This is a genomic window from Massilia sp. 01N417, from assembly GCF_056399645.1.
In genome coordinates, this window is record NZ_JBFTRS010000006.1 from 1 (window position 1) to 20,158 (window position 20,158).

The following is a 20,158-nucleotide window of genomic DNA, read 5'->3' on the forward strand; positions in this document are numbered from 1 at the left end:
TGGCCGAGACCATCAACGGTTTGTACAAGGCTGAGCTGATCCATCGCCGCGCTCCCTGCAAGACACGCGAGGCCGTCGAGCTGGCGACCTTGGAATGGGTGGCCTGGTTCAATCATCACCGCCTGCTGGAACCACTTGGCTATATACCGCCGGCGGAAGCTGAGGCAAACTATTACGCGCAGTTGAGCTGTCAAGCCATCCCGGCCTGACTCACATAAACCGGCCTCCACGAAAACCGGGGCGATTCAGTATGGTAGTTGCAGTATAGGGCGATCTGCGCGATCTGCGCGTGCTGCGTGGTTGAGTGCAATCTGCGTATAGCGTTGTCCAGCAGACCAGCAACGCAACACGGCAGCAGGAAGCGATGGTCCTGACGTGGTGCGCTGGCGCTGTGGGCAATACGTATGTTTCAGTCCTACATATTGCACCAGTCGCTGCCGCAGTTGAAGGTGGTGTCGCATTCCGACATTCTGGAGCCGAAACCACTTAGATTACGAGTTGTGGGCTAGTGTAGAGAGTAACTTAGAAATTTGATATTTAATTGCCAATTTAAAGTTCGTGCGCTAACGAACCTTGTGCTCCCGTTACAAAGTGTTAGGATTAGTTATCCCTTTGCGAGGAGACAACAATGGTGCAATCGTTGCAAAACATCAAGGATAGCCATGCCTTTGGCTTGTTTCAAACCCTTAAGCCAATCACTCCTGTTTACAGCCGTGAAGCGTTCCGTGCAATTCTTGAGAGGCAAGCTGAATGGGATATCCGAGCAGCACTGGAAGAGGGGAATATTCCTAGCTCGAATGTTGAGCATGCAATTGAATGGCTAACTGAACTCGAACAAAAGCAACAACCTCTAGGATATGTGAGCTGAATAATCGGATCCGCTTCGGCACCATGACAGAGGAAATCTGTCATGGTCTAATCGAACTCAGACGTCATCAGGCATCGAAACCACCGCAAATGCCTGAACTCTGCCTTGAAGAAATAAGGCTTTTTCCCCTTCCTTCTCCTTTGATGGTTTCCCTGCGGCATCGTCAATAATCCTATCCATGAATGGGCCACTGCGCCCACCAACGAATAGCGACCGACTGACGTAACACCTGCCTGCAAGAGCGGAGACCAACGATGAACGTGAAGAAATTTACAGCCCCGACTTCCCGTGAGGCCCTGCGCAAAGTGCGTGATGCCCTGGGGCCGGACGCGGTCATCCTGTCGAACCGCCCGGTGGACGGCGTGGTCGAGATCCTGGCGCTGGACAACGACGACGTCGCTTCGCTGGCTTCGCCGGCGCCGGAGTCGGAAATGGCGGCCCCGCGCCCCCAGCTGCACCATCTGGACGATGCGCCGGCGGCACCGGCGGCCCGCACGCTGCACGCAGCCGGCCGTATCGACGGACCGGCCCCGCGCCCCTACAGCGCGCCGTCCTTCGAAGTCCCGGCCGAGCCGGCAGCAGCAGCGCCACGTGCGCCGATGGCCCGCCCGGCCATGCCGTCCTTCCATGACATGGACGAGCCGGCCCCGCAAACCTACGCCAACCGCCGCGCTCCGCAGCCGGAAGCACCCAGCTTCGACATGGCGGCGATGACGGCCATGATGTCCGCCGCGATCGCCCAGGCCAAGGAATCGGCAGCAAGCGCCGCCGCCGCCGAGATGCAGGGCATGATGAGCGAGCTGCGCGCGATGCGGGGCATGATGGAATCGCAGCTGTCCGAGCTGTCCTGGGGCAGCACCCAGCAGCGCGAGCCGCAGAAGGCCGCCGTGCTGCGCGAGATGCTGGGCGCCGGCTTTTCGGCCAGCCTGTCGCGCTATCTCGTAGACAAGCTCCCGGCCGGCAAGGATGCCGCCGAATCGCTCCGCTGGATCAAGACTGTCCTGGCGCGCAACATCACCACCATGGCCGATGAGGACGCGATCCTCGACCGCGGCGGCGTGTTCGCGCTGGTCGGCCCGACCGGCGTCGGCAAGACCACCACCACCGCCAAGCTGGCGGCGCGCTGCGTGATGCGCCACGGCCCGGAAAAGCTGGCCCTGATCACCACCGACGCCTACCGTATCGGCGGCCACGAGCAGCTGCGCATCTACGGCAAGATCCTCGGCGTGATGGTGCACTCGGTGAAGGATGAAGCCGACCTGCGGATCGCCTTGAAAGAGCTGCGCAACAAGCACACGGTGCTGATCGACACCATCGGCATGTCGCAGCGCGACCAGATGGTGACCGAACAGGTGGCCATGCTGACGGAGAGCGGCGCCAACGTGCAGCGCCTGCTGTGCCTGAACGCGACCTCGACCAACGAAACCCTGAACGAAGTGGTGCGCGCCTACCAGGGCACCGGCCTGGCCGGCTGCATCATGACCAAGCTGGACGAAGCCGCTTCGATCGGCGGCGTGCTGGACGTGATGATCCGCCAGAAGCTGAACCTGTATTACGTGTCGACCGGCCAGCGCGTGCCGGAAGACCTGCACCTGGCCGACCGCGCCATGCTGGTCGACCGCGCCTTCCGCAACAAGAAGGAGGCCGCGGCCCAGTTTTCCGACGCCGACCTGCCGCTGATGATGGCCGGCCTCGGCAACCTGAACAGCGACCGTTCGCTGCGCGAGGTGTATGTTGGCTAGCTTCGACTTCGACCAGGCCGAAGGCCTGCGCCGGATGCTGGCCGGCCCCAAGCCGCGGATCGTGACCTTCCTCTCGGCGACCGCGCAGGACGACAAGGGCGCCATGCTGATCAATCTCGGCGCCTCGCTGGCGCAGAGCGGCAATGACGTGCTGATCGTCGACGCCTGCGAGCGCGGCTACGGCGTGGCCCGGCGCCTGGGCGTGGACCGCGGCCCCGGCCTGCTGCAGGTGGCGCGCCAGGAGTGTGCGCTGAACCAGGTGATCCATCCGGCGCCGCAGGGCTTTTCGGTGGTGAAGATGGGCCATTCTTCCGTCACCCCCGCGCAGGCGGGGGGCGCGGATGAAACCCGCCGCCTGGCCAAGACCTTCGACGTGCTGGTCAAGCAGGCGGCCGGCAGCATCGTCATCGTCGACGGCGAATTCAGCGAGGAGGGCGGCTTTCCGGTGCCGATCATGGCCTCGTCGGAGATCGTGGTCCAGGTCTCGACCGGCGCGACATCCATCACGAATGCCTATGCCTTGATCAAGCGCCTGTCCCAGCATCTGGGCCGCCGTCCCTTCGGTATCCTTGTCACGGGCGCTACCGAAGCCGAGGCGAAGGTGGTATACGATAATATGTCATCTGCGGCAACACGTTACTTGGCGGTAACTCTGAGCTCCATGGGCTCCGTACCGGCCGACGAGTACCTGCACCGCGCCGCACGCCTCGGGCGTGCCGTGGTCGACGCTTTCCCGCTGGCGGGTGCCTCGGTGGCATTCCGCCGCCTGGCCGGCCGTTTTGCGACAGGCATGAGCCACGCTGCATAAGAGAATACGAATAAGCAAACATGTACACGGTTAAAGGGAAAGCGGACAAGAATCATTTGCTGACGGAGCATATGCCGTTGGTGAAGCGTCTCGCCCACCAGATGAAGGCGAAGCTGCCGCCGTCCGTCGAAGTCGATGACCTGGTACAGGCAGGCATGATCGGCCTGCTCGATGCGATCGGCCGCTACGAAGAGAACCACGGCGCCCAGTTCGAGACCTATGCGGTGCTGCGGATCCGCGGCGCCATGCTCGACGAGCTGCGCAACAGCGACTGGATGCCGCGTTCGACCCGCCAGAACATGCGCAAGGTGGAGCAGGCGATGGCCGCGCTGCAGCAGCAGCTCGGCCGCCCGCCCAGCGAATCCGAAGTGGCGAAATCGCTCAAGCTGCCGCTGGCCGACTACCAGGAGATGCTGGGCGATTCCGGCGGCCACCAGCTGCTCTACTACGAAGACTTCCACAGCGGCGAAGGCGACGAGGGCAGCGACAGCTTCCTCGACCGCTATGCCGTCGACGAGGACGACCCGCTGCGGGCGCTGATGGAAACCGACTTCCGCCAGGCCGTGATCGACGCCATCGACGCCTTGCCGCCGCGCGAAAAACTGCTGATGGGCCTGTATTACGAGGAAGAACTGAACCTCAAGGAGATCGGCGCGGTGATGGGCGTGTCGGAGTCGCGCGTCTCTCAGCTGCACAGCCAGGCCGTGGCCCGCCTGCGCGCCTACCTGCGGGAGCGCGCGTGGACATAGCCAGCCTGCTCGGGCTGCTGCTGGCGATCGCCGGCATCATCGTCGGCCATACCCTCGACGGCGGCAAGTTCTCCTCGCTGGTGCAGCCGGCCGCGTTCGCGATCGTGGTGGTCGGCACCTTCGGCGCCGTGCTGCTGCAAACCAGGAAATCCGCCTTCATCCGCGGCCTGCGCATGCTGCGCTGGGTGTTCGCGCCGCCGCCCGACCGCCGCCAGCACCTGGCGCGCGAAATCCACCTGTGGAGCCTGTCGGCGCGCCGCGACGGCCTGCTGTCGCTGGAACAGTACATGGCGAAGGCCGATCCCTTCATCCAGAAGGGCCTGCGCCTGGTGGTCGACGGCGTCCATCCGGACAAGCTGCGCAGCCTGCTGGAAACCGAGATCAACAGCTACGAGATGCGCGAGCGCCAGGCCGCCCGCATCTGGGAATCGGCGGCCGGCTATGCGCCGACGGTCGGCATCCTGGGCGCCGTGCTGGGCCTGATCCACGTGATGGAAAACCTGAGCGACCCCTCGCGCCTGGGCGCCGGCATCGCGGTCGCCTTCGTCTCCACGGTGTACGGCGTGGGCCTGGCCAACCTGCTGTTCTACCCGGTCGGCAATAAGCTGAAAGGGATCGTCGCCGAGCGCGTGCTGCAGTACGAAATCCTGACCGACGTGTTCCACGACATCGCCACCGGCGACACCACCCGGGTGCTCGAGGAACGCATCGCCTGCCTGATGGCGCAGCACTGATCCGGGCCGGGCACATGGCGCGCCGCAAGCACTTCGTCGAAGACAGCGAGAACCACGAGCGCTGGCTGATCTCCTACGCCGACTTCATCACCCTGCTGTTCGCCTTCTTCGTCGTCATGTACGCAGTCTCGGTGGTCAACGTCGGCAAGTACAAGGTGCTGTCGGACGCCCTCGGCGACGCCTTCGGCGGGCGCGGCGCCGCCGCCAGGATCAATACCTCGGTCGAGACCGACCCCTTGCCGCTGCCGCTGGCGAACATCATCGCGCACAAGCGTGCGGAGGCGGCCAAGCGCGAGCGCGAGCGCCTCGACCTGCTGGCGCGTAAGCTCAACAGCGTGCTGGCGCCGCTGGTCAAGAGCGGGAAGGTGCGCGTCACCCAGAACGCCCGCGGCATCACCATCGAGATCAACGCCAGCGTGCTGTTCGACGAGGGCGACGCCGGCCTTACCGGCAATGCGCGCGAAACCCTCGCCACCGTGGCCGGCCTGCTGAAGGACGATCCGCATGCGATCGAGGTCGAGGGCCACACCGACACCACCCCGATCGCCAACGCCGCCTTCCCCTCGAACTGGGAACTGTCGGCGGTGCGCGCCACCACCGTGGTGCGGCTGTTCATCGAGAGCGGGGTGGCGGAGCGCCGCCTGGCCGCGGTCGGGCGCGGCGCCAACCAGCCGATCGCTTCCAACGACGATCCGGTCGGGCGCGCGCGCAACCGGCGCGTGGCGGTCACCATCCTGGCGGGCACGGAGTAATCCCACCCGCGCACGCTTGGCATTTCGGCCATGCCGGCGCACAATCGTTCAACCCGACAGGAGATGTCGATGCGCCGACGAACGATGCTGTGCGCCGCGCTGTGGCTCATGACGGCCACCGCCGCGCGCGCCGATGAAGGAGGATTGATGAACGTGCATGCGAGCCTGAGCGTCGACGCCAGGCATGACAAGGTGCTGGTGACCTTCAGGATCGAGAACCGCGGCGAGCGCAGGGTCGGCCTGCCGCGCGAGGTGGCGGCGGATACCGAACTGACGCGTCGCCTGTTCGACCTGCGCGAGCATCCCGGCGAGGCGCCGGTGCCGTACACGGGCCGCATGGTCAAGCGCAGCCCCTTGAGCCTGGACGACTATGTCGAGCTGGCGCCGCACTCGGCCCACACGCACACCATCGACATCACCCATGCCTACGCCTTCAGGCCGGGCACGCACACCTATGTGATCCGCTACGAGGGCAGTGCGCTGGCGGACGTGCGCCAGCTCGATTCGGCGGCCGATATCAAGACCGACGCGGTCATGTTCAGCCACACCCAGAAATAAGGTTGCCGCGTTATTGCAAGGCTGGCGTGTTCTCGCCGAAGTACTCGTGCGAGTCGGCATTGTCGATGGCCTGCGACGGATTGCTGATCGCCAGGCTGGCCGCACCCGATTGGCCATAGACCCAGTCGTCGGTGCCCGCCACCACGTTGAAGTGGCTCATCTCGTGCACCAGGGTGCCGCCTTTCGAGTCGGTGCCGGTCATCGGCGCGCTCCAGAAGGCCTTGCACACGTAGATGGTGTAGGGCTGGGTCGGGTAGACGTAGGCGTAATAGGTCTTCTTGCAGCCGCAGTCCACCGTGATCGGCTTGGTCGCGAAGGCATCCTTGAGCGCCGCGAAGTGGGCCTTGATGGTAGCGACCCGGCTGCTGTCGACCGCGCCGAACCATTTCGTGTAGCGCGTACCCATCGTGCCCTTGGCCATGTAGGCGTCGCCGTCGCTCGCCATCGACAGCGCGGCCGAGACGGCCGAGGTGACGTCGGCCTGTTGCGAGGTCGTGCACTTGCTGAAGGCGAGCGCGCCGCCTGCCGCCGTTACCATGCCGGCCTGGGCCTGCATCTCGGCCAGGGTCCTGGTTTCCTCACGCGAGCCGCGCGGACGGATGCCGTCGATCCAGACGGTGGCGGCATCGGACTTCAGCTCGCCGGTGTCCTTGCCGCCGCCGGCGCCGCCGGAGAACAGGTCGGGCGAGACGGCGTGGTAGCGGATCGCATAGTCGCCGGTGGTGGCCATGTCGTAGAGTGCCGACAGTTCGACCTTGACGCTGTACGAGGCGCCGGGCTTGAGCAGGAAATAGTCGGCGGCGGTGGGCGCCGCGCGCTTGGCGATCGCGCCGAGATAGCGCACCTTCTGGCCGTCGCGCGTGATCTCGAACAGCGGTGCATCGGCCTCCTCGAAAGGCGTGTGCGACTTCAGCACGTACTGCGGGCTGCCCGAGGTATTGGTGAAGGTAACCTTGACCACCACGTCGTCGCTCTTGCCAAGCGAGGCCTTCTCGGGCGCGACCGAGACGACGACGCCGTTATTGCCGGCCTGGGCGGCCATCGACATGGCCAGCACGGCGGCGCCGGCAGCCCATTTCACGATTTTCCTGCTCATGGTTCTCTCCGTAAGGTTCGTTATCGGCTGCCCCGCAGCCATTGTTCTAGCGGGCTGAGCCCAGCAATCATCCTCACGGAGTTCATGAGCGTGCGCAAACGGATTTCGGCGCTATTGTCTATACGATTGACCTGCGTCAAAGCATGTAATCGCGCGCAGGAAAATTTAACAAACTCATGCTAGGTAGGGTGGGGTGGGACCGGCGTGGGCACAGCGTGCCCACCCTACGGGAGTGGCGGGGTGTTTTCGCCGAAGTACTCGTGCGAGTCGGCATTCTCGACCGCCCTGGCGGGATCGCTGGCCGCCAGCTGCCTGGCCGCCGACTGTCCATAGGCCAGGTCGTCGGTACCGGCCACCACCGTGAAGTGGCTCATCTCGTGCACCAGGGTGCCGCCCTTCGAATCGGTGCCGGTCAGCGGGGCGTTCCAGAAGGCCTTGCAGACGTAGATCTTGTAGGGCTGGTTCGGATACACATAGGCGTACCAGGACTCCTTGCAGCCGCAATCGACCGTCACCGGCTTGTTCGCGAAGGCCGCGCCGATCGCCTCGAAGTGGCGTGTCACCGTGGCCGGGCGTACGGCGTCGAGGGCGCCGAACCAGCCGGTGTAGCGCGGCCCCAACTCGGTGCCCTGCAGGTAGAGGCCGGCGTCCCGGGCCATCGCCTGTGCGGCCTGCGCCGCCGCGGTGATGGTCTCCTGCTGGGCATTCGAACAACGGCTGAAGCCCGGGCCCGCGCCTTCCGCCGGGACGGCGCCGGTGTCGAGCGTACCGCGCGGCAGGCGGCCGGCGATCCACACCGCGGCAGGCAGCGGATCGGGCAGGGCGGCGCTGCGCGCCACGCCGGGACGGCTGAACAGCCGGGTCGCGCCGTCCCGCCAGCGCACGCTGTAGGCGCGGGTGATGCCCATGTCGTACAGGGCCGACAGCTCGACCTTCACGCTGCGCGAAGCGCCCGGCTTGAGGGCGATGTAGTCGGCCGCGGTCGGCGCCGCGCGCTTGACCTGGATGCCCAGGTAGCGCACCGGCAGGCCGTCGCGCGTCACCTCGAACAGCGGGGCTTCGATGGCGCCGAACGGCGTCTGCCATTTCAGCAGGTATTGGGTGGCCGCGGTCGCGTTGGTGACGGTGACGTCGACCACCACGTCGTCGCTCTTCGCCAGGCTCTGGCGTTCCGGCGTGACCCGGATCGTGACGTCGGCGGCCGCCGGCGTCGCGCCGGACGCGGCCAGCAGGCCCGTCGCCAGCGCCGCCCTGATGATCCTTTTCCAGTCCATGTCTGCCTCCTCGTGCTTTTCCAAAAACCGGTTGTAGCAAGCCGGACGCCCGAGAATATTGCTGTGCCGCAAGAAACCACACTCTGAGTGCGGCTTTAGCGCAACGGATTGATTGTTTGGCACAGATAAGAGTTCTTGGTGCAGTGCACGATTGATAGAATGAAATGATGCTGGAAGAACATACGAGTTTCACGACGGAAATGACCACGTCCTGACCGCTCTTGCGCCGTCCAAACAACGCGCGTAGAGGCTCACGAGATGCGCCCCACAGCACCCCGAACCACCGCGCTTGCGCCTGCCGCGGTGGCTGCCGCATTGGCGCGCCCAATGGGCGCAAGCATCGGCGGGCGCATTCATCGAACATCGGTTTTATGAGCGGATCAGACAATTCAGTGGCAGCGATCGCAAGCGAGATCGGGCTGGACGAGCGCGAGATCGCGGCGCGCAAGCGCTTCCTCGAACTGAGCGGGGAAGACCAGGCCCTGCTGCGCGAAGTGCATGCCCTCACCGGCGCCGACGGCGCATCCTTTTCCGAAGCCTTCTACGACCACCTGCTGGAGTTCGGCGAGCTGCGCGTGCTGCTGAAGGACGATGCCGTCATGGCGCGCCTGCGCGATACCCTGCGCGTGTATTTCCACAGCCTGACCGCCGGCGACTACGGCCCGGACTACGTGCACGACCGCCTGCGCGTCGGCGTGGTACACCAGAGCATCGGCCTCGAGCCGAAGTGGTATATCGGCGCCTACCGCAAATACCTGGCCGAGATGATTCCGCTGCTGTGGGAGCGCTTGAAAGGCGATCCGAAGCGCTTCGGCGCCGCCTACAACGCGGTATTGAAGGTGGTCGCCTTCGACATCGGCCTGGCCCTGGACACCTACGGCCACGCCGGCCAGCGCAGCGTCCTGCAGTACAAGAACCACCTGGAGCAGATCATCGACGGCATGCCGGCCGGCCTGCTGGTGGTCGACGCCGGACTCCGCGTCCGCTCGATCAACGCCACCATGAGCGCCATGCTTGGCGTCCCCGAGGACGTGCTCGGCGCCCACCCCGAACTCGAGGCGCTGATCCCGGCGCCGGAACTGGGCGAGCGGGTGACGGCCGCGCTGCAGGCCAGCACACCGCAGGATGCTGTGGTGGTGCCGGTGTACGGCCACGCGGACGGCGTGCGCTGGTTCGAGTTCAACATCCGCCGCACCCGCCAGGCCGGCGACGAGCTGCTGCTCCTGATCGGCCAGGACGTCACCTTCCGCCGCCAGGCCAGGCTGCGCCTGCAGGAGAGCGAGGAGTTCTTCCGCCTGACCTTCAGCCAGGCCGCGGTCGGCATCGCGCTGCTGTCGCGCGAAGGGCGCTTCCTGCGCGTGAACCGCAAGCTGTCGCGCATCGTCGGCTATACCGAGATCGAGCTGCTGCAGCGCTTCTTCCACCAGATCACCCATCCGGACGAGCTGGATGAGGACAAATCCCTGGTGACGCGCCTGGTGGCTGGGGAAGTCCGCGACTTCCAGCGCGAGACGCGCTACCTGTGCAAGGACGGACGCGAAGTCTGGGTGGCGCTGAGCGCCTCGACCATGCGGGAAGCCGCCTCCGGCCAGCTGCGCCTGATCGTCGCGGTCGAGGACATCTCGCGCCGCAAGCAGGCCGAGGAAGCCCTGCTGCGGATGGCCAGCCACGACGCCCTGACCGGACTGCCGAACCGCCTGCTGCTGCAGGACCGCCTGGCGCAGGCGATCGCCCAGGCCCAGCGCGCGCGGCGCCAGGTCGGCGTGATGTTCATCGACCTCGACCGCTTCAAGCACGTCAACGACAGCCTCGGCCACGAGGCCGGCGACCAGCTGATCGTCGAGATCGCGCGCCGCCTGTCCGGCGTGCTGCGCGAGAGCGACACCGTGGCGCGCCAGGGCGGCGACGAATTCGTGGTGGTGCTGGCGGACCTGGCAGGGCCGGACGACGCCGCGCTGGTGGCGTCCAAGCTGCTCGAGAGCCTGTTCCAGCCGCTGGCGCTGTGCGGCCAGGAGGTGTTCCCGTCGGGGAGCATCGGCATCGCCATGTATCCGGACGACGGGCGCGACAGCGAAGCCCTGCTGAAGGCGGCCGACAGCGCGATGTACCGCGCCAAGGCCAGCGGCGGCAACCATTACGCCTTCTACGCGGCCGATCTCGCCGTCAAGGCCGAGCAGCACCTGCGCATCGAGAACGGCTTGCAACGCGGCCTGTTGCGCGGCGAGTTCGTGCTGCATTACCAGCCCCAGGTCGATGCCGCCAGCGGACGCATCGTCGGCGTCGAGGCGCTGCTGCGCTGGCAGCCGGACGGCGGCCCGATGGTGGCGCCGGCCGACTTCATCCCGCTGGCCGAGGAGACCGGCCTGATCGTGCCGATCGGCGAATGGGTGCTGGAGGAGGCGCTGCGCCAGCAGGCCCGCTTTGCGGAACTGACCGGCGGCGCGCCGCCGCGCATGAGCGTGAACATGTCGGCGCGCCAGTTCCGCGAGCGCGACGTCGCCGCCAACGTCGAGCGCCTGCTGCGGGAAACCGGCTGCGAACCGTCCTGGCTGACGCTGGAGATCACGGAAAGCGTGCTGATGGAGAATCCGGCCGCGGCCGCCGACACCATGGCGCACCTCTCCAGCATGGGCGTGCACCTGGCGGTCGACGATTTCGGCACCGGCTATTCGAGCCTGGCCAACCTGAAGCGCTTCCCGATCCACTGCCTGAAGATCGACCGCTCCTTCGTGTCCGACATCGCCGGCAGCGACACCATCGAAGGCGACGATGCCGCCATCGTCAAGGCGGTGATCGCGCTGGCGCAGTCGATGAAGCTGGAAGTGATCGCCGAAGGCGTGGAAAACGCCGCCCAGCTGGACTTCCTGGGCGCGCACGGCTGCAGCCGGATGCAGGGTTTCTACTTCAGCCGGCCGGTGACGGCGGAGCGGGTGGAGGCGTTATTGAGGGAGCAGGGCGCCTAGTCGTCGTGCCGGGCATTCCTGCGCTGGGAACGTCGATGTGGCGCTTACTGTCCGGTGACGGGATTTAACCTACTACATACCGCCGCGAAGGCCCCGACCCCAGCGCCTGGCCACCCGGCCCATACACGGCGGCGGCGCCGGCCGAAGCCGGGCGCAGTTCGTTCAGCATGTTCTGGGTGTGCGCCAGCTGCTTGTTGACCAGCATGCTGTTGACGCGGTTGAGTTCCTTGGCTTCGCGCGTGAGCTCGAGCAGGCGGTTCCAGTGGGCGTGCACCTCGTCGCTGCCGCTCACCGCCAGCCAGGGCTCCATGCCGGTCTCGCCGGCGGGGAAGCCGGCGGCGCCGAGCGCCTTGTGGCGCAGTCGCGCCAGCTCGGCTGCTTTCTGGGCCAGCTGCAGCTTCTTCGGGGTGAGGGTGGCGAGGCCATCGGCATCCGCATCGACCAGGAACTGCTGTTCCGATTTCATCAGCTCCACGATGGAGCCGATCAGTTGCTGTTCGTCGCGCAGCGTTGCGCCGGGGGATGCAATGGCCATGTCTTATCTATCGTTTGCGGGAGTGCAGCAGGTCGCGTACCGTTTCCAGCAGGCCATCCGCCACTTTCTCCGAATTTACCTGGAACTGGCCATCCGCGATGGCCGCCTTGATGCGCTCGACTTTCTTGGCGTCGAACGTCTGATTCGTACCGCCGGCAGCCAGCGCCTGGCCCTGCGAGGACAGGCGCACGGTGTCGGTTGCCGCCGGCGTGGTCGCGCTGGCAACGGCAGCTGCCGCATTGTCGGCGCTTTTCGCGTTGGCGGGCGGCGTATTGTTCGCCTGAACGCCTGCGTTGTTCTTGAGGGTATCGTTGATTTTCACAGCATTATCCTTTGCGGTTCGGAACAGAAAGCCCGGGATCTGCATTCTGTAACGGCCTGGCTGCCGAAAACTTTAGGATACTCTTACGCTCAAAACGCAACTTCCACCAGGCCGCCGGCCTTCGCCGTCCCGCTGACCACCGTGCCGGACGCCGTGCGCACCTGCACCACCTGGCCTTCGCCGGCGGTGCCGATCGCGCGGCCCTCGGACGATACCGAAAAACCGTTACCGTTCAACACCAGGCGCACCGCCTGGTTCTGCTGCACCACCGGCTTGCTGCGCAGGGTATCCAGGCGCAGGGGCGTGCCGGCCGCCAGCGAGACGGTTGGGGTGCGCCCGATCGCCTGGGACATATCGGTAATGATTCCGTTCGGCATCGCCGCGATGTCGCCTTTTACCAACATCAGCTGGCCTTGCTCGACCGGCTGGCCCTGGGCCAGCGGCACCGCCGCCGCCACGTAATCCGCCTTCACGTTCACCTGGGCCTGTACATAAATGGTCCAGTTCGACGGCGCCGTGCAGCGCACCCCGACCGTGGTCTTGCCCCAGGCGCGCGCGCCCGGCTGCAGGAAGGCCTCGGGCGCCGGACAGCTGGCCAGCGCGGTGCGGGCGTCCACCGCGCCCACCTTCACCGACACTTCGCCCGGCAGGCCGGCGGTCTGGGTCAGCAGGAACTGCTCGACCACGGCGCGCAGCGCGTTCACGTTCTGGACGCCGGCCGCGGCCGCGGCAAGGCCGGGCAGGGCGAGCAGCGGAGCGGCCAACAGGGAGACAAACAGGGTGCGGAACATGGGAAATGGGCTTGCGAGGAGATTCGATGCTGCCATCTTAGGCGTCCCGGTCCGGTACTGAAACTTGGAATAGCCGCGGTTTGGGTCCCTTTATTGCCCGATTGGAAGACTCGACAGGCCCGTATGATCGATGCTGTCCAATAAGTGAAGGCCCCGGAGGCGGCATGATCGGCAAACTCGACGACTACCTGCGTTTTAACGAAACAGCACTGAGCCTGCGCTCGCAGCGCCAGGAATTGCTGGCGTCCAATATCGCGAACGCCGATACGCCCAATTACAAGGCGCGCGACATCGATTTCTCGAATGCGCTGCAGAGTGCGCTGTCGCGTGGCGCCCAGCAGGGCGGGCTGGCCACCACCGCCCAGGGCCATATCGCCAACGGCCCGGTGGCGGCGGACGGCAAGGCGCTGACGGACGGCACGCCGGTTCTGTACCGCAACGTGGCCCAGGGCGCGGTCGACGGCAACACGGTCGACATGGACACCGAGCGCACCCAGTTCGCCGACAACGGCCTGCGTTACGAAGCCGGCATCACCATGATCAACCACCAGATCCGCAACCTGCTCGCCGCCATCCAGGGAGGCCAGTAATCATGTCGCTATTTAACGTATTCAATGTCGCCGGTTCGGCGATGAGCGCCCAGTCGCAGCGCCTGAACGCCACCGCCAGCAACCTGGCGAATGCCGACAGCGCCACCAGCGCCACCGGCGAAGCCTACCGCGCCAAGCAGGTCGTGTTCGAGGCGGTGCCGGTGGCGTCCGGCGCCACCGGCGTCAAGGTGCGCGAAGTGGTGGACGATCCGTCGCCGATGAAGCAGGTGTACGACCCGAAGAATCCGCTGGCCGACGGCAAAGGCTATGTGACGATGCCGAACGTGAACGTGGTCGACGAGATGGTCAATATGCTATCGGCATCGCGCTCCTACCAGACCAACGTCGAAACCATGAACGCGGCCAAGACCATGCTGCTCAAGACCCTGACGATCGGTCAGTAACACTGAAAGCCCTTATCCATGACCACCGTTAATACCAATACCGGATCGACCACCACCATCAACGACCTGATGGCGACCATGAACGGCAAGCCCGCGACCACCAGCGGCGACAGCGTGCAGGCCGATACCGACAAGTTCATGACCCTGCTGGTCACCCAGCTGAAGAACCAGGACCCGCTGAACCCGCTCGACAACGCCCAGGTCACCAGCCAGCTGGCCCAGCTGCAGACCGTCACCGGCGTGAACAAGCTGAACGAGACCCTGAACACGCTGAAAGCCAGCTACCAGAGTTCGGAAGCGATGCAGGCGACCAGCCTGATCGGCCACGGCGTGCTGGTCGACGGCAGCAACGTGACCCTGTCGAGCAGCAAGGGCATCCTCGGCGTGGAACTGGGCACCGACGCCGACAGCGTGAAGGTCGACATCATGGACAAGAACGGCAAGATCGTGCAGTCGATGGACCTGGGCAAGCAGAAGGCCGGCGTGATTCCGCTGGCCTGGGACGGCGTCCCCGATGCCACCAAGCTCGACAGCAACGGCAAGCCGATCACTGTGGCCGACGGCAATTACACCTTCCAGGTTACCGCGACCAAGGGCGCGGACAAACTGAGCGACGCCAAGCCGCTCTCCTTCGACAGCGTGGCTTCGGTCACCACCAACCGCACCGACGGCGTCAAGCTGAACCTGCCCGGCAAGGGCGTGGTTGCGCTGGCCGACATCAAGCAAGTCTTGTAAATTCTAGGAGCAGAACATGTCTTTCCAACAGGGCCTGAGCGGCTTGAACGGCGCCGCGAAATCGCTGGACGTCATCGGTAACAACATCGCCAACGCCAGCACGGTCGGCTTCAAGGGCTCGACCACCCAGTTCGCCGACGTCTACGCGCGTTCGCTGAACGGCGCGGGCGGCAACCAGGCCGGCATCGGCGTGGCCGTGGCCGGCATCGCCCAGCAGTTCACCCAAGGGAATATCGAGACCTCGGCCAATCCGCTCGACATCGCGATCAACGGCTCCGGCTTCTTCCGCACCGAGACCTCGGGCCTGGTCCAGTACACCCGCAACGGCCAATTCTCGCTCGACAAGAACGGCTACCTGGTGACCCCGCAGGGCGCCAACCTGACCGGCTACGGCGTCGGTCCCAGCGGCCAGATCCTGGCCGGCTCGCCGTCGCCGCTGCAGATCAGCACCGCCGACCTGAAGCCGGTGCCGACGTCGAAGGTCGACACCTCGCTGAACCTGGACTCGCGCGCCAACCCGCCGACCAACTTCCCGTTCAATGCCGACGACCCGACCACCTACAACAAGCAGACCCCGGTCGACGTCTACGACACCCTGGGCAACGCGCACGTGATGTCGCTGTACTACGTGAAGACCGGCGCCGGCACCTGGGACGTGTACGCCGGCAGCGACGGTACCGAACTGACCAACGTGAGCGTGGCCGGGGCCAGCCAGCAGGACGCCGGCGTGCAGGCCGCGCGCAACACCTGGCTGACCGCCACCAAGGCGGTGCCGCCGGACGCCAACGCGATCTCGGCCGCACTCAGCGACTATGCGAGCAAGGCCTCGGCTGCCGTCGTGACCGCCGCCACCGCCGCCGGCGCCAGCCCGGCGACCATCGCCGCGATCCAGAGCGCGGCCACCAGCGCCGGCAATACCGCCGGCTACAGCCCGGACCAGATCGACAAGGACATCGCCGCGGCCGTCTCCGTGCCGTCGGTGCGGGTCGGCCACCTGGACTTCGACTCGAACGGCGCGCTGTCGGCGCAACTGATGTCGCCGCAGACCCTGCCGCTGACCGTGAACCTGCCGATCTACCCGCCGACCGGCGCCAAGGACAGCCTGCCGATCAAGCTGAACTTCGCCGGCACCACCCAGTACGGCGCCGACACCAGCGAGAAGAAGACCACCCAGGACGGCTACACCGCAGGCCACCTGCAGCGCTTCTCGGCCGGCCAGGACGGCACCATCCTCGGCCAGTACAGCAACGGCCAGACCAAGCCGCTGGGCCAGATCGTGCTCGCCAACTTCACCAACCCGGGCGGCCTGGAACCGCTGGGCAACAACGCCTTCGCCGAAACCTCGGCCTCGGGCACCCCGCTGGTCGGCACCCCCGACACCGGCAGCCTGGGCGTGCTGCAATCCTCGGCCACCGAAGCCTCGAACGTCGACCTGACCGCCGAGCTGGTCAACATGATCACCGCGCAACGCGTCTACCAGGCCAACGCCCAGACCATCAAGACCCAGGACTCGGTGCTGCAGACGCTGGTGAACATGCGCTAATAAAATTCGGGGTCAGAGCACATTTCGCTGGAAATTCGGGGTCAGAGCACTTTTTCCAGCAATGTGCCGCCGGCAAAGAAGGCGCGCGTCCGACGGGCGCTGCGCTGGAGAGCCAGGGCCTGCATATGTTCGTAAGCTATTTCCTCAAAAAGTGCTCTGACCCCGAATTTCGACAATAAAGTGCTCTGACCCCGAATTGACCCCGAATTGAAGGGACTGGAAAAACATGGATCGGTTGATTTATACGGCAGCCAGCGGCGCCAAGCACATCCTGGAACAGCAGGCGACGACTTCGAATAACTTGGCGAACCTCGGCACCACGGGGTTCCGGGCGCAGTTCGATACGTTTCGTGCGGTGCCGGTCCAGAGCGAGGGCTTGCCGACGCGGGCTTTTGTGGTCGACAACACCACCGGCGCCGATTTTTCTTCCGGTCCGTTGCAGGTGACCGGGCGCGACCTCGACGTCGCGGTCAAGGGCAAGGGCTGGATCGCGGTGCAGAATGCGGACGGCACCGAGTCGTACACGCGCAACGGTTCGCTGCAGATCAGCCCCAACGGCATCCTGCAGACCTCGAACGGCATGACCGTCGCCGGCGAGGGCGGTCCGATCACGATTCCGCCGGATGTGACCGTGGCGGTGGGCAGCGACGGCACCATCTCGACCCTGTCGACCACCACCACGCCGGCCGCGCCGACGGTGCTGGGCCGCCTCAAGCTGGTGAATCCGAACGAAGCCGACCTGGTGCGCGGCGACGACGGCATGTTCCGCCTCAAGGACGGCAGCAGTGCCCAGGCCGATCCCGCGGTAACGGTGGCCGGCGGCGCCCTCGAGGGCAGCAATGTGTCGGCGGTGGACTCGATGGTGAACATGATTTCGCTGGCGCGCTCCTTCGAAACCCAAATGAGCCTGCTGAAGAACGCCGAGAATAACGCGACGAAAGCCACCCAGATCCTCGCTTTGACTTGATTGCTGCTGGGACATAATTTCATGGTGGGCGATGGAGTTCCGTCGCCGTCAGGAGAACTCCACCATGATCCGTTCCTTATTCATCGCAAAAACCGGTCTCGAAGCCCAGCAGACCAACCTCGACGTCATCACCAACAACCTCGCCAACGTCAGCACCAACGGCTTCAAGAAGTCGCGTGCGGTGTTCGAGGACCTGCTGTACCAGAACGTGCGCCAGCCCGGCGCCCAGAGTTCGCAACAGACCCAGCTGCCGTCCGGCCTGCAGATCGGTACCGGTGTGCGCACCGTCGCCACCGAGCGCATCCACACCCAGGGCAATCCCCAGCAGACCGGCAACGACAAGGACGTGATGGTCAACGGCGCCGGATACTTCCAGGTGCTGCTGCCCGACGGCACCCAGGCCTATACCCGTGACGGCTCCTTCCAGACCGATTCCAACGGCCAGCTGGTGACTTCCAGCGGCTACGTGCTGCAGCCGCCGATCACGGTCCCGAACAATGCGCTGTCCCTGACCGTGGGCCGCGACGGCACCGTTTCCGTGACCACCCCGGGCCAGACCGCGCCGACCCAGATCGGTTCGATCCAGCTGAACACCTTCGTGAACCCGGCCGGCCTGGAATCGCGCGGCGAGAACCTGTACGTCGAAACCGGCGCCTCCGGCACCGCCAACGCCAACACCCCGGGCACCAACGGCGCCGGCGCACTGATGCAGGGCTATGTCGAAACCTCGAACGTCAACGTGGTCGAGGAGATGGTCAACATGATCACGACCCAGCGCGCCTACGAGATCAACTCGAAGGCGATCACGACTTCCGACCAGATGCTGCAGAAGCTGGCTCAGTTATGAAAAACGTTTTTAGTATTGCTGCGGTGCTGCTGGCTTTGGCCGGCTGCGCCAGCACCCCGACCTCGATCGTCAAGGGCCCGACCTCGGTGCGCCCGATGATCGCCGACGCCGGGCTGCCTTCCGAAGGCGCGATCTACAATAACAGCACCTTCCGCCCGATGTTCGAGGACCGCCGCGCGCGCCACATCGGCGACATCCTGACCGTCAGCATCGTCGAGAAGACCTCGGCCAACAAGAGCGGCGCCAGCACCGGCAACAAGTCGGGGAGCGCCAGCTTCGGCGTGCCGGGTCCGCTCGCCGGCAGGCTGGGCGCGAACGTCTCCGCCAGCACCGCCAACAAGTATGCCGACGGCGACACCCAGACCGCCTCGAACGCCTTCACCGGCACGATCGGCGTGACGGTCTCGGAAGTGCTCGCCAACGGCAACCTGATCGTGGTCGGCGAAAAGCAGGTCGCGATGAACAAGGGGATCGAATTCATCCGCTTCTCGGGCATGGTCAATCCGGACACCATCCAGCCCGGCAATATCGTGTCGTCGACCCTGGTGGCCGACGCGCGCGTCGAGTACCGCACCAACAGCACGATCGACCGCGCCGAGCTGACCTCGATGATGTCGCGCTTCTTCCAATCGATGCTGCCGTTTTAAATATTTGGGGTCAGAGCCCGAATCACTCGGGTGGGCTCTGACCCCAACTGACTAATATTTGGGGTCGGAGCCCGAATCACTCGGATCGGCTCTGCCCCAACTGACTAGACAATGACCATGAATTGCAAACTGCTCGTCCTGGCTATCGCCCTGATCGGCCCGATCCTGTCGACCCCGGCCCAGGCCGAGCGCCTGAAGGACATCGCCAGCTTTGGCGGCGTGCGCCAGAACCAGCTGTCCGGCTACGGCATCGTGGTCGGCCTCGACGGCACCGGCGACCAGACCACCCAGACGCCGTTCACCGTGCAGTCGATCATGGCGATGCTGCAGCAGAAGGGCATCAGCCTGCCGGCCGGCACCCAGCTGCAGCTGAAGAACGTGGCGGCCGTGATGGTCACGACCTCGCTGCCGGCCTTCGCCCAGCCCGGCCAGACCATCGACGTGACCGTGTCCTCGATGGGCAATGCGAAGAGCCTGCGCGGCGGCACGCTGCTCATGACGCCGCTGCAGGGCGCCGACGGCCAGGTGTATGCCATGGCCCAGGGTAACGTGCTGGTCGGTGGCGCGGGAGCGTCCGGCGGCGGCGCCTCGACCCAGGTGAACCAGCTGGCGGTGGGCCGCATCTCGGCCGGCGCCACCGTCGAACGCGCGGTGGCCTCGAATCTCGGCGCCGACAACCAGGTCAAGCTGGAACTGAATACCACCGACTTTTCCACCGCCAGCCGCGTGGTCGAGGCGATCAACGACAAGTTCGGCCCCGGCATCGCCACCGCCCTGGATGGCCGCGTGATCCGCGTGCGCGTGCCGTCGTCGAGCGACCAGCGCGTGTCCTTCCTCGGCATCCTCGAGAACATGGACGTCAGGCCGTCGGAAGCCGCGGCCAAGGTGATCCTGAATGCGCGCACCGGCTCGGTCGTGATGAACCGCGCGGTGACCCTGGACACCTGCGCGATCTCGCACGGCAACCTGACGGTGACGATCGGCGCCGATACCCAGGTCAGCCAGCCGCAGCCCGGTTCGCGCGGCGCCACCGTGGTGACCCAGACGCCGTCGGCCTCGGTCAAGAAGGACGCCGGCCGCGTCATCATGCTGAACAACGGCGCCTCGCTGGCCGAAGTCGTGAAGGCGATGAATGCGATCGGCGCGACCCCGCAAGACCTGCTCTCGATCCTGCAGTCGCTGAAGGCCGCCGGTTCGCTGCGCGCGGAACTCGAGATCATCTAAAACAGGAAG

Annotated in this window: 22 protein-coding genes; 17 read left to right on the forward strand and 5 right to left on the reverse strand. The window is 65.5% G+C overall.

Going from position 1 to position 20,158, the window contains the following annotated elements:
- The 8 genes from AC1DOQ_RS08250 to AC1DOQ_RS08285 all read left to right on the forward strand — a co-directional run.
- On the forward strand, positions 1–209 hold a 209-nt coding region (locus AC1DOQ_RS08250), incomplete at its 5' end, for an IS3 family transposase (protein ID WP_477362054.1).
- A 419-nt stretch (positions 210–628) separates the two neighbouring features.
- Positions 629–868, forward strand: a complete 240-nt coding sequence (locus AC1DOQ_RS08255) for a hypothetical protein (RefSeq protein WP_477362056.1) — start codon at positions 629–631, stop codon at positions 866–868.
- A gap of 254 nt (positions 869–1,122) precedes the next feature.
- Positions 1,123–2,610 (forward strand): flagellar biosynthesis protein FlhF, encoded by a 1,488-nt coding sequence (flhF, locus tag AC1DOQ_RS08260; RefSeq protein WP_477362057.1) that lies wholly within the window; start codon positions 1,123–1,125, stop codon positions 2,608–2,610.
- Entirely contained in the window at positions 2,603–3,418 is an 816-nt protein-coding gene (locus tag AC1DOQ_RS08265; protein WP_477362524.1) for a MinD/ParA family ATP-binding protein, read from the forward strand. Before flhF ends, AC1DOQ_RS08265 begins: the two co-directional genes overlap by 8 nt.
- A gap of 20 nt (positions 3,419–3,438) precedes the next feature.
- Positions 3,439–4,167 carry an RNA polymerase sigma factor FliA gene (locus AC1DOQ_RS08270; protein WP_477362059.1) on the forward strand — a complete coding sequence of 243 codons (729 nt, stop codon included), beginning with the start codon at positions 3,439–3,441 and terminating at the stop codon, positions 4,165–4,167.
- The gene (locus AC1DOQ_RS08275; RefSeq protein WP_477362061.1) at positions 4,158–4,901 is read left to right on the forward strand and encodes a flagellar motor protein; all 744 of its coding nucleotides are present in this window, start codon (positions 4,158–4,160) and stop codon (positions 4,899–4,901) included. The genes AC1DOQ_RS08270 and AC1DOQ_RS08275 overlap by 10 nt, the downstream gene beginning before the upstream one ends.
- A gap of 14 nt (positions 4,902–4,915) precedes the next feature.
- Entirely contained in the window at positions 4,916–5,653 is a 738-nt protein-coding gene (motD, locus tag AC1DOQ_RS08280; RefSeq protein WP_477362063.1) for a flagellar motor protein MotD, read from the forward strand.
- Between the two features lie 69 nt (positions 5,654–5,722).
- Positions 5,723–6,211, forward strand: coding sequence for a hypothetical protein (locus AC1DOQ_RS08285; protein WP_477362065.1), 489 nt, complete (start codon positions 5,723–5,725; stop codon positions 6,209–6,211).
- Between the two features lie 10 nt (positions 6,212–6,221).
- Here AC1DOQ_RS08285 and AC1DOQ_RS08290 read toward each other — a convergent pair whose 3' ends face one another.
- Positions 6,222–7,307 (reverse strand): M35 family metalloendopeptidase, encoded by a 1,086-nt coding sequence (locus AC1DOQ_RS08290; protein WP_477362067.1) that lies wholly within the window; start codon positions 7,305–7,307, stop codon positions 6,222–6,224.
- A gap of 224 nt (positions 7,308–7,531) precedes the next feature.
- Complete coding sequence (locus AC1DOQ_RS08295; RefSeq protein ID WP_477362069.1) at positions 7,532–8,581, reverse strand: M35 family metalloendopeptidase; 1,050 nt, start codon at positions 8,579–8,581, stop codon at positions 7,532–7,534.
- A 392-nt stretch (positions 8,582–8,973) separates the two neighbouring features.
- Here AC1DOQ_RS08295 and AC1DOQ_RS08300 point away from each other — a divergent pair, with 392 nt between their 5' ends.
- The gene (locus AC1DOQ_RS08300; RefSeq protein WP_477362071.1) at positions 8,974–11,544 is read left to right on the forward strand and encodes an EAL domain-containing protein; all 2,571 of its coding nucleotides are present in this window, start codon (positions 8,974–8,976) and stop codon (positions 11,542–11,544) included.
- Positions 11,545–11,608: 64 nt separating this feature from the next.
- Here AC1DOQ_RS08300 and AC1DOQ_RS08305 read toward each other — a convergent pair whose 3' ends face one another.
- The 3 genes from AC1DOQ_RS08305 to flgA form a co-directional block, all read right to left on the reverse strand.
- Positions 11,609–12,079, reverse strand: coding sequence for a flagella synthesis protein FlgN (locus tag AC1DOQ_RS08305; RefSeq protein ID WP_477362073.1), 471 nt, complete (start codon positions 12,077–12,079; stop codon positions 11,609–11,611).
- A gap of 7 nt (positions 12,080–12,086) precedes the next feature.
- On the reverse strand, positions 12,087–12,401 hold the full coding sequence (gene flgM / locus AC1DOQ_RS08310) for a flagellar biosynthesis anti-sigma factor FlgM (RefSeq protein ID WP_477362526.1): 315 nt from the start codon (positions 12,399–12,401) through the stop codon (positions 12,087–12,089).
- A gap of 89 nt (positions 12,402–12,490) precedes the next feature.
- Entirely contained in the window at positions 12,491–13,192 is a 702-nt protein-coding gene (flgA, locus tag AC1DOQ_RS08315; protein WP_477362075.1) for a flagellar basal body P-ring formation chaperone FlgA, read from the reverse strand.
- A 164-nt stretch (positions 13,193–13,356) separates the two neighbouring features.
- On the opposite strand from flgA, the gene flgB reads away from it, so the two are divergent.
- The 8 genes from flgB (at position 13,357) to AC1DOQ_RS08355 (ending at position 20,149) form a co-directional block, all read left to right on the forward strand.
- Positions 13,357–13,782, forward strand: a complete 426-nt coding sequence (gene flgB, locus AC1DOQ_RS08320; RefSeq protein WP_477362077.1) for a flagellar basal body rod protein FlgB — start codon at positions 13,357–13,359, stop codon at positions 13,780–13,782.
- 2 nt (positions 13,783–13,784) lie between these two features.
- Positions 13,785–14,186: a flagellar basal body rod protein FlgC gene (flgC, locus tag AC1DOQ_RS08325; protein WP_477362079.1), complete on the forward strand. Its 402-nt coding sequence runs from the start codon at positions 13,785–13,787 to the stop codon at positions 14,184–14,186.
- Positions 14,187–14,204: 18 nt separating this feature from the next.
- On the forward strand, positions 14,205–14,921 hold the full coding sequence (locus AC1DOQ_RS08330) for a flagellar hook assembly protein FlgD (protein WP_477362081.1): 717 nt from the start codon (positions 14,205–14,207) through the stop codon (positions 14,919–14,921).
- 16 nt (positions 14,922–14,937) lie between these two features.
- Complete coding sequence (locus AC1DOQ_RS08335) at positions 14,938–16,464, forward strand: flagellar hook protein FlgE (protein ID WP_477362083.1); 1,527 nt, start codon at positions 14,938–14,940, stop codon at positions 16,462–16,464.
- A gap of 226 nt (positions 16,465–16,690) precedes the next feature.
- On the forward strand, positions 16,691–17,431 hold the full coding sequence (gene flgF / locus AC1DOQ_RS08340; protein WP_477362085.1) for a flagellar basal-body rod protein FlgF: 741 nt from the start codon (positions 16,691–16,693) through the stop codon (positions 17,429–17,431).
- Positions 17,432–17,495: 64 nt separating this feature from the next.
- Entirely contained in the window at positions 17,496–18,278 is a 783-nt protein-coding gene (flgG, locus tag AC1DOQ_RS08345; protein WP_442122346.1) for a flagellar basal-body rod protein FlgG, read from the forward strand.
- Positions 18,275–18,925 carry a flagellar basal body L-ring protein FlgH gene (locus tag AC1DOQ_RS08350; RefSeq protein WP_477362087.1) on the forward strand — a complete coding sequence of 217 codons (651 nt, stop codon included), beginning with the start codon at positions 18,275–18,277 and terminating at the stop codon, positions 18,923–18,925. Before flgG ends, AC1DOQ_RS08350 begins: the two co-directional genes overlap by 4 nt.
- Before the next feature lie 117 nt (positions 18,926–19,042).
- Complete coding sequence (locus AC1DOQ_RS08355) at positions 19,043–20,149, forward strand: flagellar basal body P-ring protein FlgI (RefSeq protein WP_477362089.1); 1,107 nt, start codon at positions 19,043–19,045, stop codon at positions 20,147–20,149.
- Positions 20,150–20,158: the final 9 nt, after the last annotated feature.

Bases quoted from the DNA above. Each gene is read 5' to 3' on its own strand.
- AC1DOQ_RS08255 (WP_477362056.1), top strand. From the start codon at position 629: ATGGTGCAATCGTTGCAAAACATCAAGGATAGCCATGCCTTTGGCTTG.
- flhF (WP_477362057.1), top strand. From the start codon at position 1,123: ATGAACGTGAAGAAATTTACAGCCCCGACTTCCCGTGAGGCCCTGCGC.
- AC1DOQ_RS08270 (WP_477362059.1), top strand. From the start codon at position 3,439: ATGTACACGGTTAAAGGGAAAGCGGACAAGAATCATTTGCTGACGGAG.
- motD (WP_477362063.1), top strand. From the start codon at position 4,916: ATGGCGCGCCGCAAGCACTTCGTCGAAGACAGCGAGAACCACGAGCGC.
- AC1DOQ_RS08285 (WP_477362065.1), top strand. From the start codon at position 5,723: ATGCGCCGACGAACGATGCTGTGCGCCGCGCTGTGGCTCATGACGGCC.
- AC1DOQ_RS08290 (WP_477362067.1), bottom strand. From the start codon at position 7,307: ATGAGCAGGAAAATCGTGAAATGGGCTGCCGGCGCCGCCGTGCTGGCC.
- AC1DOQ_RS08295 (WP_477362069.1), bottom strand. From the start codon at position 8,581: ATGGACTGGAAAAGGATCATCAGGGCGGCGCTGGCGACGGGCCTGCTG.
- AC1DOQ_RS08305 (WP_477362073.1), bottom strand. From the start codon at position 12,079: ATGGCCATTGCATCCCCCGGCGCAACGCTGCGCGACGAACAGCAACTG.
- flgA (WP_477362075.1), bottom strand. From the start codon at position 13,192: ATGTTCCGCACCCTGTTTGTCTCCCTGTTGGCCGCTCCGCTGCTCGCC.
- flgB (WP_477362077.1), top strand. From the start codon at position 13,357: ATGATCGGCAAACTCGACGACTACCTGCGTTTTAACGAAACAGCACTG.
- flgC (WP_477362079.1), top strand. From the start codon at position 13,785: ATGTCGCTATTTAACGTATTCAATGTCGCCGGTTCGGCGATGAGCGCC.
- AC1DOQ_RS08330 (WP_477362081.1), top strand. From the start codon at position 14,205: ATGACCACCGTTAATACCAATACCGGATCGACCACCACCATCAACGAC.
- AC1DOQ_RS08335 (WP_477362083.1), top strand. From the start codon at position 14,938: ATGTCTTTCCAACAGGGCCTGAGCGGCTTGAACGGCGCCGCGAAATCG.
- flgF (WP_477362085.1), top strand. From the start codon at position 16,691: ATGGATCGGTTGATTTATACGGCAGCCAGCGGCGCCAAGCACATCCTG.
- flgG (WP_442122346.1), top strand. From the start codon at position 17,496: ATGATCCGTTCCTTATTCATCGCAAAAACCGGTCTCGAAGCCCAGCAG.
- AC1DOQ_RS08350 (WP_477362087.1), top strand. From the start codon at position 18,275: ATGAAAAACGTTTTTAGTATTGCTGCGGTGCTGCTGGCTTTGGCCGGC.
- AC1DOQ_RS08355 (WP_477362089.1), top strand. From the start codon at position 19,043: ATGAATTGCAAACTGCTCGTCCTGGCTATCGCCCTGATCGGCCCGATC.